Here is a 14,978-nt window from a genome sequence, read left to right as displayed (position 1 = left end):
ACAGAGCCTACCGTGGCCGTGTTACCGGGGGATTACGGGTAGAAGACGTAGAGGCGGTAGCCCGAGGGCACCAGATCCTTGGCCTCGATCCACAGCTTGACGGGGATTTCGCCGTTGGCCTGGAAGCCGGCGGGGGCGGCGGTGCCGGTGAGATAGTCGGCGGGGTGCAGGACGCGGCGGGAAACCACCGCATCCTGGGTGTCGGTGAGGGCCAGTTCCAGGGCCGGCAGGTCCTGCACGTAGGGCGCCCGGTTCTTCAGGGTGGCCATCAGGATGAGCTGGCCCTTGGCGGCGTCGGCCTGCAGGTCGGAGGCTTCGATGCTCACCAGCTCGGCCTTGCGCGGCAGGGGAATGTCCCAGCCGGCGGCGAGCATGAGGGGCTGCAGGGAGGGCAGGGCGATGGCCAGGTCGCTGCGGAAGCGGTGGGCCATCTGGCCGAGGAGGACGGAGAAGAGGATCAGGATGGCCAGCAGGAAGGGCCAGCGGGGCTTGCGCGCCGGTTCGGCCATGAGGGCGCCGCCACCGGCCAGGGGACGCTCGGCCCATTTGCTGTAGCCGGGAATGGCGGTGGTTTCCCGGGGCAGGATCGGGTCTTCCGGGTCATGGGCCAGATCGGCCGGCGCGGCGCCGGCGTCGGCCAGCACCGGCGCGTCGTTCGGCTCCTCGATGGCGGAGGCGTCCAGGATCGGCTCCTGGCGGTCGTCTTCGAGTGTGTCTGGCTGGGAGTCAGGAGTGTCGCCGTTCTCCGGTACGGCCGCCTGGAGATCGGCTTCCACTGCGCCCGCTGGCGCAGTACTCGTTGCGGTGGCTGCGGTGGCGAGTTCCACCTCGCCCGTCTCCGCCGGTCCGGCCGGCGGCGCGGCGGGGCGCAGGGAGGCGGCTTCCTCGCCGCCTTCGTCCAGCAGGTGCTCCAGGGCATTGAAGACGTGCTGGCACTGGCCGCAGCGGACCTTGCCGCCCCGGGCCTTGAGCTGTTCCGGCGTGACCCGGAAGGTCGTCTGGCACTCAGGTTGGGGGCAGCGGGTGAGGATCATATGCGGCGGCCTTCCAGGCAGACCCAGCCTTCCCGGCGGTCGGCCACGGCCATGGCGAACCAGGGGCTGTAGATGGCCATCAGTTCCTCTTCCTGTTCCACCAGGATGCCGGACAGGGCCAGCCAGCCGCCGGGGCGGACGTGGGCGGCCAGGGCCGGGGCCAGGGCCTTGAGCGGGTTGGCCAGGATGTTGGCGATGAGGATGTCGAACTGGCCGTCGATGGGCTCGCGGGAATCGGCGAAGTGGGCGCTGACCCCGTTACGCTCGGCATTGGCCTTGGCCGCATCCACCGCCTGGGGATCGATGTCCACCCCGGTCACCGGGTTGGCGCCGAGACGGGCGGCGGCGATGGCCAGGATGCCGGAGCCGCAGCCGTAGTCGAGCAGGCTGCAATCGGCGGTGACGTAGCGCTCCAGCCATTCCAGACAGAGCCGGGTGGTGGGGTGGGAGCCGGTGCCGAAGGCCATGCCCGGGTCCAGGATCAGGTTGATGGCGTCCGGGGCCGGGGTCTCGTGCCAGGAGGGCACGATCCACAGCTTGTCGGAGACGCGGATGGGGTCGAACTGGGACTGGGTCAGCTGCACCCAGTTCTGCTCTTCCACCGTTTCCAGGGTGAAGGGGGGCGTCGGCAGACCCAGCCCGGCGCAGCAGGCGGCAAGCACCGCCCCCGCGTCCGCATCGGCCTCGAACAGGGCGGCGATGCGGGAATGGTCCCAGGCCGCCGCGATGTCCATGCCCGGTTCGCCGAACTGGGGCGTCTCTTCCGGCGTGCCCGCATCCGCATCCTCGATGCCGGCGGAGAGGGCCCCCGCCTCCATCAGGGCGTCGGTGAGGGCTTCGGCGCTGGCAGCGTCGGTGTCGCAGCGGAGCTGGAGCCAGGCCATCGGCGCTTAGCCTTCCACCGACTTCACTTCGTTCTTGGCGGCCAGCTTGTGCTCCAGGTAGTGGATGCTGGTGCCGCCTTCGACGAAGCGGGCGTCCTGCATCAGTTCCTGATGCAGCGGGATGTTGGTCTTGATGCCCTGCACCACGGTCTCGGAAAGGGCGATGCGCATGCGGCGGATGGCCTGTTCCCGGGTGTCGCCGAAGGTGATGATCTTGCCGATCATGGAATCGTAGTGGGGCGGCACCTTGTAGCCGGAATAGGCATGGGAATCCACGCGCACGCCGGGGCCGCCGGGCGGATGCCACCAGCTGATGGTGCCGGGAGAGGGCACGAAGGTGAAGGGATCTTCGGCGTTCACGCGGCATTCGATGGCGTGGCCGCGGAACTGGATATCCCGCTGCTTGAAGCGCAGCTTCTCGCCGGCGGCGATGCGGATCTGTTCCTGGACGATGTCGATGCCGGTGATCAGTTCGGTCACCGGATGCTCCACCTGAACCCGGGTGTTCATCTCGATGAAGTAGAACTCGCCGTTCTCGTAGAGGAACTCGAAGGTGCCGGCGCCGCGATAGCCGATGCGGCGGCAGGCTTCGGCGCAGCGTTCGCCGACCCGGGCGATGAGGCGGGCGGGGATGCCGGGAGCCGGCGCTTCCTCGATCACCTTCTGGTGGCGGCGCTGCATGGAGCAGTCCCGCTCGCCCAGGTAGACGGCGTTCTTGAACTCGTCGGCCAGCACCTGGATTTCCACGTGGCGCGGGTTCTCCAGGAACTTCTCCATGTACACCATGGGGTTGCCGAAAGCGGTCTGGGCTTCCTGGCGGGTCATGGCCACGGCGTTGATGAGGGCGGCTTCGGTATGCACCACGCGCATGCCGCGACCGCCGCCGCCGCCGGCAGCCTTGATGATCACCGGGTAGCCGACGGCGCGGCCGATCTTGATGATTTCCTTGGGGTCTTCCGGCAGGGCGCCGTCGGAGCCGGGCACGCAGGGCACGCCCGCAGCCTTCATGGCGTCCTTGGCGGAAACCTTGTCGCCCATGAGGCGGATGGTTTCGGCCCGGGGGCCGATGAAGACGAAGCCGGAGGATTCGACCCGCTCAGCGAAGTCCGCATTTTCGGAGAGGAAGCCGTAGCCCGGGTGAATGGCCTGGGCGTCGGTGACCTCGGCGGCGGAGATGATGGCCGGGATGTTGAGGTAGCTGAGGGCGGAGGAGGCCGGGCCGATGCAGACGGATTCGTCCGCCAGCTTCACATACTTGGCTTCCCGGTCGGCCTCGGAGTGCACCACCACGGTCTTGATGCCCAGCTCACGGCAGGCCCGCTGGACCCGCAGGGCGATCTCGCCCCGGTTGGCGATGAGGATTTTCTCGAACATGGAGAAAACTCCTTAGCCGATGACGAACAGGGGTTCGCCGAATTCAACCGGTTCGCCGTTGTCCAGCAGGATGGCCTTGATGGTGCCGGAAGCGTCGGCTTCGATCTCGTTGAGCAGCTTCATGGCTTCGATGATGCACAGGGTGTCGCCCTGCTTGACGGTCTGGCCCACCTGCACGAAGGGCTCGGCGCCGGGGGAGGAGGCGCGGTAGAAGGTGCCGACCATGGGCGACTTGACCACGTGGCCTTCCGGCAGGTCGTCGGTGTCGTCCAGGTTCACGCTGCTGGGGGCCGGTGCGGCAGCCGGGGCGGCGGCGGGCACGGCGTAGGTCATGGGCTGGCCCATGGGGGCGGCGACATGCTTGGCAATGCGGACTTTTTCTTCGCCTTCGGTGACCTCCAGCTCGGAGATGCCGGATTCCTGTACCAGGTCGATGAGTTTTTTGAGTTTACGCAGATCCATTGAATTCTCCCTCGAAAATCCGCCCTATTGAGTTGGCGGTGGAAGTAGCTAGATGTGAAAAACCGGAAACCGGGTCTGGCGTGGCAGCTCAGTCGGCGTTGAGTCGGCTCAGCAGGAACTCCAGGGCCAGGGAATATCCCTCGGACCCCAGGCCGCTGATGACCCCGATCGCCAGATCGGAAAAATAGGAGTGGTGCCGGAACGGCTCCCGGGCGAAGACATTGGAGAGATGCACTTCGACGAAGGGGATGCCGACCGCGGCCAGGGCGTCCCGCAGCGCAACGCTGGTATGGGTGTAGGCCGCCGGGTTGATGAGGATGAAGCGTACTCCCTGCTCCCGGGCCGCATGGATGCGTTCGATCAGGGCGCCTTCATGGTTGCTTTGGAAAGCTTCCAGTTCGACGCCGGCAGATTCGGCGCGCACGGCCAGAGCCCGGTTGATGTCGGCCAGGGTGGTGCTCCCGTAAATCTGGGGCTCCCGGGTGCCGAGCAGGTTCAGGTTGGGGCCGTGCAGGACCAGCAGGCGCGGCGGAATGGTTTGTTCTGCCTGGGTCTTGCCTTTGGCGGAAGATGAAGTTTGCTTCTTCATGGCAGCAAGTTTGCCGCAATTCGCGACAGTTTGTCCAGTTTGCCTCTTTCGAAAGTCATAGCAGGGGTTGCAGGATGGCTGCCAGTTCGGCGCCGTTGAGCCCGCCCAGGCGTACGTGGCGTGCCTGGCCCTCGCGGTCCAGCACCAGGGTGAAGGGCAGGCCGCCCCGGCTGTTGCCCAGATTTTTCAGGTTGCCCACGGCTTCCGGGGTGGCGATCAGCAGGGGGTAGGCGGTTGGCTGCTTGGCGGCGAATTCCTGCACGCTGTCGGCAGAATCCAGGGCAATGCCGATAAATTGCACCCCCTTGCTCCCCAGCTCCTGCTGCAGGCGGGAAAACTCGGGCATTTCCTCCCGGCAGGGCGGGCACCAGGTGGCCCAGTAATTGATGACCCGCACCTGCCCGGACCACTGGGCCAGGGCCTGGGGTTTGCCGTCAGCCGTCGGCAGCTGCAGTTGCAGGAGCTGCCGTACGGCCTCCGCCGGCGGTTCGGGGGTAAAGGCCGGGTGCTCGCCCCGGCCGAAATAGAGGCCGGCGGCGAAGGCCGTGGCGGCCAGGCCGATAGCCAGGGCCAGGCGCATTAACAGGGGACGTGTCGGTTTCATGGATTTGCCGGTAGCAGGGCGCGCACGGCTTCCAGGCGGGCCCGCTCCCGCAGGCGGCCGTCCCGGCTGCGGGCGGCGGTGCGCTCGTCCTGGGGCGGGTAGATCACCAGATTGATGGTGTCCCCTTCCATATCCAGTTGCAGCACCGCATCCACCCGGTCGTGGCGGGGCGTGGTGTGTTCAAAGGGGATTTGCCGGTTGAGGAGGAATATCTCCACCTCCTTGGCGCTGTCCGGGTAGAGCAGAATGTCCACCTCGGCGTAGCGGCCGGCGCTGCCGTCCAGGACGGAACCGGTGAGATAGGGGTGGAATGGCGTCATGATCTCCATCATTTCCGCCGCTTTTCCCCGCAGTTCGTCGATCCGTTCCTTCTGTTCCCGCTCCTGGTAGAGGGCCTGGTAGGCCCGCAGCTCGCTTTCTACCTCGGCATTGGTGGGCAGGGCGTCCGTATCCGGGCTGCCCAGCTGCCGGGCTGCCTTGCGCTTGGCCAATGGGTAGTCGGCGATGCCGTCCTCCGCCATGAGGCGGGCGGCGGTGCTGGCGATGAGCTGGCGCAGGTGGGCGTTGCGGGAGGCCTGGGCATCGGCACGGCGAGAGGATGGCTTCATGGCAGACCCCGGCTGTTAGAATCAGGCCTCATTCTAACCGGCGGAATATTGCATGCATATTCACATTCTCGGCATCTGCGGCACCTTCATGGGCGGCATCGCCCTGCTGGCCCGGGCTGCCGGCCATCGCGTCACCGGCTGCGATGCCAATGTCTATCCGCCCATGAGCACCCAGCTGGAGGCTCAGGGCATCGAACTGACCGAGGGCTACGATGCCGGCCAGATCGCCGTCGATCCCGACATTTTTGTCGTCGGTAACGCCATTTCCCGTGGCAATCCGCTGCTCGAGGCCATTCTCGACCAGGGACTGCCCTATGTGTCCGGCCCCCAGTGGCTGGCCGAGCATGTGCTGCAAGGCAAGTGGGTCCTGGGCGTGGCCGGCACCCACGGCAAGACCACCACCAGTTCCATGCTGGCCTGGATTCTCGAGTGCGCCGGCCTCAACCCGGGCTTTCTCATCGGCGGCGTGCCCCAGAATTTCGGCCTGTCGGCCCGCCTCACCGACCTGCCTTTCTTCGTCATCGAGGCGGATGAATACGACACGGCCTTCTGCGACAAGCGCTCCAAGTTCATCCACTACCGGCCGCGGACGGCCGTGCTGAACAACCTTGAGTTCGATCATGCCGACATTTTTGCCGATCTTGCGGCGATCGAGACACAATTTCACCATCTGGTGCGCACCATGCCCCGTTCCGGCCTGGTGGTGGCCAATGCCCGGGAGGAAAGCTTGCAGCGGGTGCTGGCCCGGGGCTGTTGGTCTGGGGTGGAGTGGTTCGGCGGCGACAGCTGGTCCGCCATCGGCGACGACGGTGACGGTTCCCTGGTCCTGATGCAGGATGGTCGGGAAGTGGCCCGCACCACCTGGGGCCTGACCGGCGAGCATAACCGGCAGAACGCCGTGGCCGCCATTCTGGCTGCCCGTCACGTGGGGGTGCGGCCCGAGGACGGCCTGCAGGCCCTGTCCACCTTCCAGAATGTGAAGCGGCGCATGGAAGTGCGGGGCACGGTGCGCGACATCACGGTGCTGGACGACTTCGCCCACCATCCGACCGCCATCGCCACCACCGTGGCCGGCCTGCGGCACAAGCTGGGCAAAGGCTCCGGCCGCATCCTGGCGGTGCTGGAGCCCCGCTCCAACACCATGAAATTGGGCGTGATGAAGGACCGGCTGGCCGGCAGCCTGGTGGATGCGGATCTGGTCTTCTGCTATTCCCGGGATCTGGGCTGGGATGCGGCTGCCGCCCTGGCATCCCTGGGCGAGCGGGCCGTGGTGCTGGACGACCTGGACGGGCTGGTGGCCCGCATCGCCGCCGCCGCCAGGCCGGGAGACCAGGTGCTGGTGATGAGCAATGGCGGCTTCGGCGGTATCCACCAGAAGCTGCTGAAGGCCCTGGCTGCCTGAGCGTTGCCGTCGCGGCGCCTCGTTGTGCCGCCTATTCGCTGCCAATAAAAAAGCCCGGGCTAGTCCCGGGTTTTTTTATTGGTGCTGTTGCCAGAAGTTACTGGGTTTTCTTGCTGCGGCTGCTGGCGGCGGGCTTTTTCGGCTTGGCTGCCGTCTTGGCGGCAGCCTTTGCCTTGGGTGGTTCGGCCGGGGCTTCCGGCTGGGCGGCCTGCTGTTGCTGCAGGTGTTCCTGTACCTGGTTCATCATGTTCCAGGGCCACATGGCAGCCTGGGAAAAAGCGCTGGCCGCGGCTTCGGCGGCGGCACCGGCGGCTTCGGCCGTGCCCGAGGTGTCCTGGGCCATTTCCTCCCGCTGCTGGGCGGCCATGGCTCCCATGGTCTTTACGGCGGTGAGGGTGGAGTGCTGCATTTCCATGCCCTGGATGGTCATCTGCAGCATGGACAGGTTCATGCGCAGCCAGCCTTCCACCGCCTTCAGGTCGGTGATCTGCTTTTGCAACTCGTCCGTGTCCAGGGTGGGGGTGACCATGCCGGGGAGGGAGAAGCCCATGTTGCCCCACATGTTCTTGACGAAATCCAGGGGATCGTTGCTTCCGTTGTTGAGGCTCATGGTGGGTCTCCTTTGTTGGCGCCGTATCCTGCCATAGTAGCGAATATTTTCTGCGCCGGAATAGCCGGGAGTCCGCCAGAGTGCTAAATTAGCGCCAAAACAACAACGTCATCCCATAACCCTATGCTCAATTTGCTCGTCATCGAAGACCACGCACTCGTCAGGGAGGGCCTGGTTCGCGTGCTGCGTCAGCTGGAAGCGGAGGTGACCGTCTTCGAGGCTGGCGATTGCCATTCCGCCCTCGCCGTGCTGGAAAAGGAAGCGGACCTGGATTTGGTGCTGCTGGACATCGCCCTGCCGGGGCTTGATGGCCTGGCCTGCCTGGACCTTTTCCGCAGCCGCTTCCCCGCCGTTCCGGTGGTGGTCGTTTCCGCCTACGACGATGCCCACACGGTTAACCGGGCGCTCAAGCACGGCGCCCTGGGCTTCATTCCCAAGGCCTATTCCACCGAGAAGCTGGTGGCAGCGGTGCGGCAGGTATTGGGGGGCAGCATCCACAAGCCGGAGCAGACCATGCCGGTGAATCTGGGGGCCGAACTGGCGCCCACGCCGGCGGTGCAGGAAGCGCCCGCTTCCGAATTCGGTCTGACCGAGCGTCAGGCCGAGGTGCTGGGGCTGATGACCAAGGGCAAGTCCAACCGGGACATCGCCAATCTGCTGGGCCTCTCCGAAGGCACGGTGAAAATCCACATCACCGCCATTTTCAAGGCCCTCGGCGTTTCCAGCCGGACCCAGGCCCTGGTGGCCGTCAGCCGCCTCGGCATCAAGGTCTGACCTAGGCGCTCTCCGTCTTTTCCAGTTCGCCGGCCAGGCGCTGCAGCAAGGCACGCAGCTTGGCCGGTCGCGCCGGATGGGGCAGGCTGTACCAGCCCCCATCCGCCATTCCCTCCTGCTCTTCCCCGCCGATGATCACGGCCGGGCGCTCCGGCGCCAGGGTCAGCACTTCGCGCAAGGTCACGCCGTTGCCCGGCGCCAGCCAGAGGAAGGGGCCTTCGCTGCCGGCGGCCATCTCGGCCAGCAGGGCCTGGGCCGCGGCGGCCGATTCCACCCGGCGGCAGCGCAGGCCCCATTCTCGCAGCCAGGCCTCTAGCTGCTCGGCGCTTTCGGCCATGAAGCCCGGGCCGTAGGCCAGCAGGGCGGCCAGAGGCGGGCGTTGTTCCAGTTCGGCGGCGGGCGTCTCCGCCACGGCCGCGCAGGCCGGCAGCTGGACTGCGAACACCGAGCCCTGGCCTAGGGCGGAGCGCAGATCCAGGGGGGCCTCCATGGCCTTGGCCAGCCGGTCCACGATGGCCAGGCCCAGGCCCAGGCCCTTGCCCTGGCCCCGTTCCGCATTGCCGACCTGGACGAATTCCTCGAACACGGCCCGCTGAAACTCGGGGGCGATGCCGTCGCCGCTGTCCCTCACCTCGACCCGCCAGGCCTGGCCCCGGCGGCGGGCGGCGACCAGAATGCTGCCCCGCTCGGTGTAGCGCAGGGCATTGGTGATGAGGTTGCCCAGCAGCCGTTCCACCAGGGCCGGGTCCGTATGGGCCCAGGCCCGGGTGGGGCGGAAGCGCAGGCGCAGCCCCCGGTTCTCCGCTTCCCGGGCATAGGTCTGCTGCAGCTTGTCGAAGATGGCCTGCAGGGGCGTGGCCAGGGGCTGGGGATTGACCCCGGCCACATCCAGGCGGGAGATGTTGAGCAGGGCGTCCAGCAGCTCCGACATGCTGCGGATGGAGGTGCCGATCTGGCCGGCCAGCTTTTCCTGGTCCGGGCCCCGGGCGTGGTTCTTCAGGTCGGAGGCGAACAGGTTGAGGGCGTGCAGGGGTTGCCGCAGGTCGTGGCTGGCGGCAGCCAGGAAGCGGGACTTGGCCAGGCTGGAGCGCTCTGCCTCGGCCCGCTTGCGTTCCAGTTCCCGGGTGGCGTCGGCGATCTTGCCTTCCAGGTTGTCCCGGGCTTCCTGCAGGGCCTGGGCCATGGTGTTGAAGCCTTCCTCCAGGCGCTGCAGGTCGCCGCCGCTGTCGGCGGGCAGCTGCAGGTTGAGCTGGCCGGCGCGGATGCGCTCCACCGCCTTTTCCAGGCGCACGATGGGGCGGCTCACCTGGCGCGTCAGGATCATGGCCAGCAGACTGGTGGCGGCCACGGTCAGCAGCACCAGGGTCAGGGTGAAGGCGATGGTTTCCTGGCGGCGGGTCTCCAGGGACTGGCGGGACATTTCCACCACCACCCAGCCGAGCAGGGGCGGCGGCTCGGGGCGGCCGGCTACCGGGGACTCGGCGAGGAAGGGGTCCTGGATGTCGAAGCGGTGGCGCAGCACCGGGGCGGCGATGCGCAGATGGTCTTCATCCTCGTGGATGACGTCGCTCTGGGTCGGGCTCGGCAGGGGCGAGAGGGGCGCCGGCAGGGCGCCGCTGGCCGCCAGGGCCTCGCCCTCCTGGTCGTAGACCTCGACGCTGTTCACGTGGGCTTCCTCCAGGGCGGCCAGGGCCACGCTGCCCAGGGTCTGGCGGTCGCCGGAGTAGGTGCTGTACTCGGCGATGGCCGCCAGCTGCCGGGCCAGGCCCAGGCCCCGGTCCCGCAGGTCCCGGTCCAGGTCGGAGAGCAGGGCGAGGACGAAGTAGACGCTGAGGGCGCCGGCCACCGCCACGGCGGGGGCCAGGGCGAGCAGGAGGATGCGGGTCTGGATGCCCCAGTTTTTCAAGATGGCGGCTGCTGTCGGTAGGAAGGTTGATGACGTTAGGCTAGGCCGGATTGTCCCCGGATGCGTCTTCCGCGGCAACTGCGGCGGCCAGCTGGGTGCGCAGACTCTCCGGGGTGTAGCAGTAGAGGCGGGTGCGGCGGCGGTCGCCCACTTCGATGATGCGATCCGCCTCGGCCCAGGGCACGGGGAAGCTGTTGCTCACCAGCAGGCCGTCGGCCGGCAGTTCCGCGGCGGCCTTCTGGCCCAGCCAGTCCATGGGTTCGGGGGAAAGGAAGGTGTACACCAGGTCGTGGCCGGCCAGGTCGGTGCGCCACATGTCGCCGTAGCGCAGGGCGGCATTGGCCTGGCCGGAGAGGCGCAGGTGGCCCAGCAGCCAGGTGAGGGGGGCGTTCTCCAGGCCATCCACCCGGACTTCGGGCAGGGCCCGGGCCAGGGGCGCCTGCAGGCTGCCGATGCCGGCCCCCAGGTCCAGGATGTGCCGGCTGCCCCGCTCCCGGGCCAGGTCGGCCAGGGCGGCCGCCGTTTCCCGGTTGGAGAGGTAGAGCGGCACCTGGCCGGAGACGGCGCCCCTGTACACCAGCAGCATGAGGATGAAGGCCTGCAGGAACCAGCCCGGGGCAATGTCGAGCTGGGCCACGGCCCAGGCCAGGGGGGCGAAGCAGGCGTGGATCAGGCGCCACCACCAGGCCTGGCGGCTGAGGGTGGCGAAGATCAGGGCGGTGGCGCCGATGGCCAGGGCCACCTGATCCCAGGGCAGCAGTTCGGCCTTCATGCCGTAATAGGGCCAGGCCAGGGACAGCACCAGGAGGACGGCGGCGAACTGGAGGGCGAGTTGGCGGGAGGAAGCGGGCACGGCGGAGCCTGAAAAAAAGCGGGTCGGTCATTGTAACCGACCCGCCGTTCCGGCCCGGACGGGCTCGCCGGCCTCGGACCTCGGACCTCGGACCTCAGACCTCAGACCTCAGACCTCAGACCTCAGACCTCAGACCTCAGACCTCAGACCGCCGGGGCCGCTCCGCCCCCTTCCAGTTGCCGCAGCAGCTCCTGGCGCTGCTGTCGGGCTTTCTCGGCGCTGGCGGCCTTGACGTGGCCGTAGCCGCGCACGCTTTCCGGCAGCCGCGCCAGTTCTAGCAGGGCCGGGTGGGCGCTGCCGGCGGCCAGGGCCTCCAGAATGCGCTCCAGGTCTGCCTCGTAGCCGGCCTGCAACGCCCGTTCCATGCGCCTTTCGGCGGTGTGGCCGAAAACGTCCAGGGCCGTGCCGCGCAGGAACTTGAGGCGGGCCAGCAGTTTCAGGGCGCCGAGCATCCAGGGGCCGTACTGCCGCTTGCGGATCTGGCCGCTGCGCGGGTCCGGCCTGGCCCACAGGGGCGGGGCCAGGTGCACATGCACCGCGTAGTCCTTGCCCGGTTCGCCGGCGAAGGTCTGGCGCAGACGGGCGAAGAACTCGGGCCGGGTATGCAGTCGCGCCACTTCGTACTCGTCCTTGATGGCCAGAACCTTGAAGTAGTTGCGGGCGGCGGCCAGGGTCACCGGCAGGGCCGGGTCCAGGGGCGCCTCGGCCTGGCGCAGGGCTTCGATGCGCTGGCGGTAGCGGCGGGCCAGGGCGGCGTCCTGGTAGTCCGTCAGTTCCTGCTCCCGCAGGGCCAGCACTTCCTCCAGGGCGGCGTCAGGCCGGGGCGGCGGCGTGTCGGCGGCAGGCGTTGCCAGCTGGCGTACCCGGGCCTCGTCCACGGTGGCGCGGCGGCCCCAGTCGAGGGCCTGGAGATTGGCCGCCACGGCAGTACCGTTGAGCTCGATGGCCCGGCCCAGGGCCGGCAGGCTCACCGGCACCAGGCCTTTCTGCCAGGCGTAGCCGAGGAGGAACATGTTGGTATACAGGGCGTCGCCCATGAGGGCCGTGGCCAGGGCCTGGGCGTCGAGGAACCAGGCGTGGTCGGCGCCCACGGTGGCGGCCACCGTCTGCTGCATGCGGGCCAGGGGGAACTGCCAGTCCGGGTTGCGGGTGAATTCGGCGGTGGGGGTTTCCGTGCAGTTCACCACGGCCCGGGTGCGCCCTTCCAGCATCTTGGACAGGGCCTCGTTGCCTGCCGTCACCACCACGTCGCCGCCCAGGATGGCGTCCGCCTCGCCGGTGGCGATGCGGGCGGCGTGGATGTCCTCCGGCCGGTCGGCGAAGCGCAGGTGGGTGAACACGGCGCCGTATTTCTGGGCCAGACCGGTCATGTCCAGCACCGAGACGCCCTTGCCGTCCAGGTGGGCGGCCATGCCGATGAGGGCGCCCAGGGTCACCACGCCGGTGCCGCCGACCCCCGTCACCAGCAGGTTGTAGGGCCGCGCCGTGGGCGGCAGCACGGGCTCGGGCAGGGGTGGCCAGTCCTGTTCGTCCATGGCCAGGGCCTGGCCTTTTTTCAGCTTCGCCCATTCCAGGGTGACGAAGGAGGGGCAGAAGCCCTTGAGGCAGGAGAAATCCTTGTTGCAGTTGGACTGGTCGATGGCCCGCTTGCGCCCGAAATCGGTTTCCACCGGGATGACCGAGAGGCAGTTGGACTGCATCGAGCAGTCGCCGCAGCCCTCGCACACTGCCTCGTTGATGAAGACCCGGCGGTCCACGTCGGCCAGCTTGCCCCGCTTGCGGCGTCGCCGCTTTTCCGTGGCGCAGGTCTGGTCGTAGATGAGGATGGTGGTGCCGGGAATTTCCCGCAGTTCCCGCTGCACCGCGTCCAGCTCGTCCCGGTGACGCACCGGCACGTTGGGCGCCAGGTCCGTCACCTCGGCGTATTTCTCCGGCTCGTCGGTGACGATCACCATCCGGCCCACCCCTTCGGCCTCCAGCTGGCGGGTGATGCGGGGCACGGAGAGGATGCCGTCCACCGGCTGGCCGCCGGTCATGGCCACGGCGTCGTTGTAGAGGATCTTGTAGGTGATGTTGGTTTTGGCCGCCACAGACTGGCGGATGGCCAGCAGGCCGGAGTGGAAGTAGGTGCCGTCCCCCAGGTTGGCGAAGATGTGCTTTTCTTCGGTGAAGGGCGCCTGGCCGACCCAGGTGACGCCCTCGCCGCCCATGTGGGTGAAGGTGGAGGTGCTGCGGTCCATCCAGGTCACCATGTAGTGGCAGCCGATGCCGGCCACGGCCCGGGAGCCTTCCGGCACCCGGGTGGAGGTGTTGTGGGGGCAGCCGGAGCAGAAGTGGGGCGTGCGCTGGGTGAGGATCAGGGGCGTCTGCAGGGCCTTCTGCTTGGCCTCGATGAGGTCCAGGCGGGCCTTGATGGCCGGGCTGGTGAAGTGGCGGTCGATGCGGCTGGCGATGGCCCGGGCGATCTGGGCCACGGACAGTTCGCCGGCTGCCGGCAGCAGCCAGTCGCCGTGGGCCAGGTGGCCCTTGCCGTCGGGCAGCAGGGCCCATTCGCCCTTCTCGTCGAACTTGCCCACCACCCGGGGGCGCACGTCCTCGCGCCAGTTGTAGAGCTCTTCCTTCAACTGGTATTCCAGCATCTGGCGCTTCTCTTCCACCACCAGGATTTCGTCCAGCCCCTCGGCGAACTGGCGCACCCCTTCCGATTCCAGGGGCCAGACCATGCCCACCTTGTAGAGGCGGATGCCGATCTGGGCGGCCAGCTGCTGGTCGATGCCCAGTTCGTCCAGGGCCTGCATCACGTCCAGATAGGACTTGCCGGCGGTGATGATGCCCAGGCGTGGCGCCGGGGAGTCGATGACGATGCGGTTGAGCCGGTTGGCCCGGGCGTAGGCGAGGGCGGCGTAGAGCTTGAAGTGGGTGAGGCGGGCCTCCTGCACCAAAGGCGGGTCGGGCCAGCGGATGTTGAGGCCGTCGGCCGGCAGTTCGAAATCATCCGGCAGGCGGATGTCCAGGGCCATGGGGTCCACCCACACCGAGGCCGAGGTTTCCACCGTGTCCGCCAGGGCCTTGAAGGCCACCCAGCAGCCCGAATAGCGGCTCATGGCCCAGCCGTGCAGGCCGTATTCCAGGTACTCCTGGACGTTGGCCGGATACAGCACCGGCATCATCACCGCCTTGAAGACGTGCTCGGTCTGGTGGGGCAGGGTGGAGGACTTGGCGGCATGGTCGTCGCCGGCCACCACCAGCACGCCGCCGTGCCGGGAGCTGCCGGCGGCGTTGGCGTGGCGGAAGACGTCGCCGCTGCGGTCCACCCCCGGGCCCTTGCCGTACCACAGGGCAAACACCCCGTCGTACTTGGCGCCGGGGAAGAGATTGACCTGCTGGCTGCCCCAGACGGCGGTGGCGGCCAGGTCCTCATTGACCCCCGGCTGGAAGGTGATGTGGTTTTCCGCCAGATATTTCTGGGCTTTCCACAGGCCCTGGTCCAGACCGCCGAGAGGGCTGCCCCGGTAGCCGGAAATGAAGCCGGCAGTGTTGAGCCCCTGGGCCTGGTCCCGCAGCCGCTGCAGCATGGGCAGGCGGATCAGGGCCTGGGTGCCGGTGAGAAAGGCGCGGCCGGAAAGGGTGGTGTACTTGTCGTCCAGGCTGGCGGACGCCAGCTCCTTGGGGACGTGCAAAGAGAGATCGCTCATGCGATTTGCTCCTCCATTGGTCGCCGGCGTCTCGCCTTCATCCCGTTTGCGGGCGGACAGGATCGCGTTGGCAGGTTGGTCTGTCCGGTCGCTGCCTTGTGGGCGGTGCCGGTCTTGTCATGCGTCGCGGGTGGGCGACGCAGGCATTGTATGGGACCGCGGAGGGCGCGTAACGTTGCGTTG

General features: G+C 67.9%; 13 protein-coding genes. 2 read left to right on the top strand and 11 right to left on the bottom strand.

The genetic code is table 11. The features are described 5' to 3' along the window. Positions 1–32: 32 nt before the first annotated feature. The 7 genes from AZSP09_RS10035 to AZSP09_RS10005 all read right to left on the bottom strand — a co-directional run bounded on the left by AZSP09_RS10035 (position 33) and on the right by AZSP09_RS10005 (position 5,555). Positions 33–1,034, bottom strand: coding sequence for a DUF3426 domain-containing protein (locus AZSP09_RS10035; protein ID WP_152090876.1), 1,002 nt, complete (start codon positions 1,032–1,034; stop codon positions 33–35). Continuing rightward, positions 1,031–1,918 carry a 50S ribosomal protein L11 methyltransferase gene (prmA, locus tag AZSP09_RS10030; RefSeq protein ID WP_014235505.1) on the bottom strand — a complete coding sequence of 296 codons (888 nt, stop codon included), beginning with the start codon at positions 1,916–1,918 and terminating at the stop codon, positions 1,031–1,033. Before prmA ends, AZSP09_RS10035 begins: the two co-directional genes overlap by 4 nt. A 6-nt stretch (positions 1,919–1,924) precedes the next feature. Beyond that, on the bottom strand, positions 1,925–3,292 hold the full coding sequence (gene accC, locus AZSP09_RS10025; RefSeq protein ID WP_014235504.1) for an acetyl-CoA carboxylase biotin carboxylase subunit: 1,368 nt from the start codon (positions 3,290–3,292) through the stop codon (positions 1,925–1,927). A 12-nt stretch (positions 3,293–3,304) separates the two neighbouring features. Beyond that, positions 3,305–3,754, bottom strand: a complete 450-nt coding sequence (gene accB / locus AZSP09_RS10020; protein WP_014235503.1) for an acetyl-CoA carboxylase biotin carboxyl carrier protein — start codon at positions 3,752–3,754, stop codon at positions 3,305–3,307. An 88-nt stretch (positions 3,755–3,842) separates the two neighbouring features. Beyond that, positions 3,843–4,343 (bottom strand): type II 3-dehydroquinate dehydratase, encoded by a 501-nt coding sequence (gene aroQ / locus AZSP09_RS10015; protein ID WP_014235502.1) that lies wholly within the window; start codon positions 4,341–4,343, stop codon positions 3,843–3,845. 55 nt (positions 4,344–4,398) lie between these two features. Continuing rightward, entirely contained in the window at positions 4,399–4,947 is a 549-nt protein-coding gene (locus AZSP09_RS10010; RefSeq protein WP_152089935.1) for a TlpA family protein disulfide reductase, read from the bottom strand. Continuing rightward, positions 4,944–5,555 (bottom strand): hypothetical protein, encoded by a 612-nt coding sequence (locus tag AZSP09_RS10005; RefSeq protein ID WP_152089934.1) that lies wholly within the window; start codon positions 5,553–5,555, stop codon positions 4,944–4,946. Before AZSP09_RS10005 ends, AZSP09_RS10010 begins: the two co-directional genes overlap by 4 nt. Positions 5,556–5,607: 52 nt before the next feature. On the opposite strand from AZSP09_RS10005, the gene mpl reads away from it, so the two are divergent. Continuing rightward, on the top strand, positions 5,608–6,957 hold the full coding sequence (gene mpl / locus AZSP09_RS10000) for a UDP-N-acetylmuramate:L-alanyl-gamma-D-glutamyl-meso-diaminopimelate ligase (protein ID WP_152089933.1): 1,350 nt from the start codon (positions 5,608–5,610) through the stop codon (positions 6,955–6,957). A 97-nt stretch (positions 6,958–7,054) separates the two neighbouring features. Here mpl and AZSP09_RS09995 read toward each other — a convergent pair whose 3' ends face one another. Further along, entirely contained in the window at positions 7,055–7,567 is a 513-nt protein-coding gene (locus tag AZSP09_RS09995; protein WP_152089932.1) for a PhaM family polyhydroxyalkanoate granule multifunctional regulatory protein, read from the bottom strand. Positions 7,568–7,690: 123 nt separating this feature from the next. Here AZSP09_RS09995 and AZSP09_RS09990 point away from each other — a divergent pair, with 123 nt between their 5' ends. Beyond that, positions 7,691–8,341, top strand: coding sequence for a response regulator (locus tag AZSP09_RS09990; RefSeq protein ID WP_014235497.1), 651 nt, complete (start codon positions 7,691–7,693; stop codon positions 8,339–8,341). A 1-nt stretch (position 8,342) separates the two neighbouring features. On the opposite strand, the gene AZSP09_RS09985 is transcribed toward AZSP09_RS09990, so the two are convergent. The 3 genes from AZSP09_RS09985 to AZSP09_RS09975 all read right to left on the bottom strand — a co-directional run bounded on the left by AZSP09_RS09985 (position 8,343) and on the right by AZSP09_RS09975 (position 14,795). Further along, complete coding sequence (locus tag AZSP09_RS09985; RefSeq protein WP_172974737.1) at positions 8,343–10,247, bottom strand: ATP-binding protein; 1,905 nt, start codon at positions 10,245–10,247, stop codon at positions 8,343–8,345. 40 nt (positions 10,248–10,287) lie between these two features. Further along, complete coding sequence (locus AZSP09_RS09980) at positions 10,288–11,100, bottom strand: class I SAM-dependent methyltransferase (RefSeq protein ID WP_152089930.1); 813 nt, start codon at positions 11,098–11,100, stop codon at positions 10,288–10,290. Between the two features lie 143 nt (positions 11,101–11,243). Further along, positions 11,244–14,795 carry an indolepyruvate ferredoxin oxidoreductase family protein gene (locus tag AZSP09_RS09975; protein ID WP_152089929.1) on the bottom strand — a complete coding sequence of 1,184 codons (3,552 nt, stop codon included), beginning with the start codon at positions 14,793–14,795 and terminating at the stop codon, positions 11,244–11,246. Positions 14,796–14,978: the final 183 nt, after the last annotated feature.

It is taken from the genome of Azospira sp. I09 (assembly GCF_009177135.1).
Classification (GTDB): Bacteria; Pseudomonadota; Gammaproteobacteria; order Burkholderiales; family Rhodocyclaceae; genus Azospira; species Azospira oryzae.
This window is presented reverse-complemented; position numbering and strand designations above follow the sequence as displayed.

Bases quoted from the DNA above. Each gene is read 5' to 3' on its own strand.
- aroQ (WP_014235502.1), bottom strand. From the start codon at position 4,343: ATGAAGAAGCAAACTTCATCTTCCGCCAAAGGCAAGACCCAGGCAGAA.
- AZSP09_RS10005 (WP_152089934.1), bottom strand. From the start codon at position 5,555: ATGAAGCCATCCTCTCGCCGTGCCGATGCCCAGGCCTCCCGCAACGCC.
- mpl (WP_152089933.1), top strand. From the start codon at position 5,608: ATGCATATTCACATTCTCGGCATCTGCGGCACCTTCATGGGCGGCATC.
- prmA (WP_014235505.1), bottom strand. From the start codon at position 1,918: ATGGCCTGGCTCCAGCTCCGCTGCGACACCGACGCTGCCAGCGCCGAA.
- AZSP09_RS09995 (WP_152089932.1), bottom strand. From the start codon at position 7,567: ATGAGCCTCAACAACGGAAGCAACGATCCCCTGGATTTCGTCAAGAAC.
- AZSP09_RS10035 (WP_152090876.1), bottom strand. From the start codon at position 1,034: ATGATCCTCACCCGCTGCCCCCAACCTGAGTGCCAGACGACCTTCCGG.
- AZSP09_RS10010 (WP_152089935.1), bottom strand. From the start codon at position 4,947: ATGAAACCGACACGTCCCCTGTTAATGCGCCTGGCCCTGGCTATCGGC.
- AZSP09_RS09990 (WP_014235497.1), top strand. From the start codon at position 7,691: ATGCTCAATTTGCTCGTCATCGAAGACCACGCACTCGTCAGGGAGGGC.
- AZSP09_RS09975 (WP_152089929.1), bottom strand. From the start codon at position 14,795: ATGAGCGATCTCTCTTTGCACGTCCCCAAGGAGCTGGCGTCCGCCAGC.
- accC (WP_014235504.1), bottom strand. From the start codon at position 3,292: ATGTTCGAGAAAATCCTCATCGCCAACCGGGGCGAGATCGCCCTGCGG.
- accB (WP_014235503.1), bottom strand. From the start codon at position 3,754: ATGGATCTGCGTAAACTCAAAAAACTCATCGACCTGGTACAGGAATCC.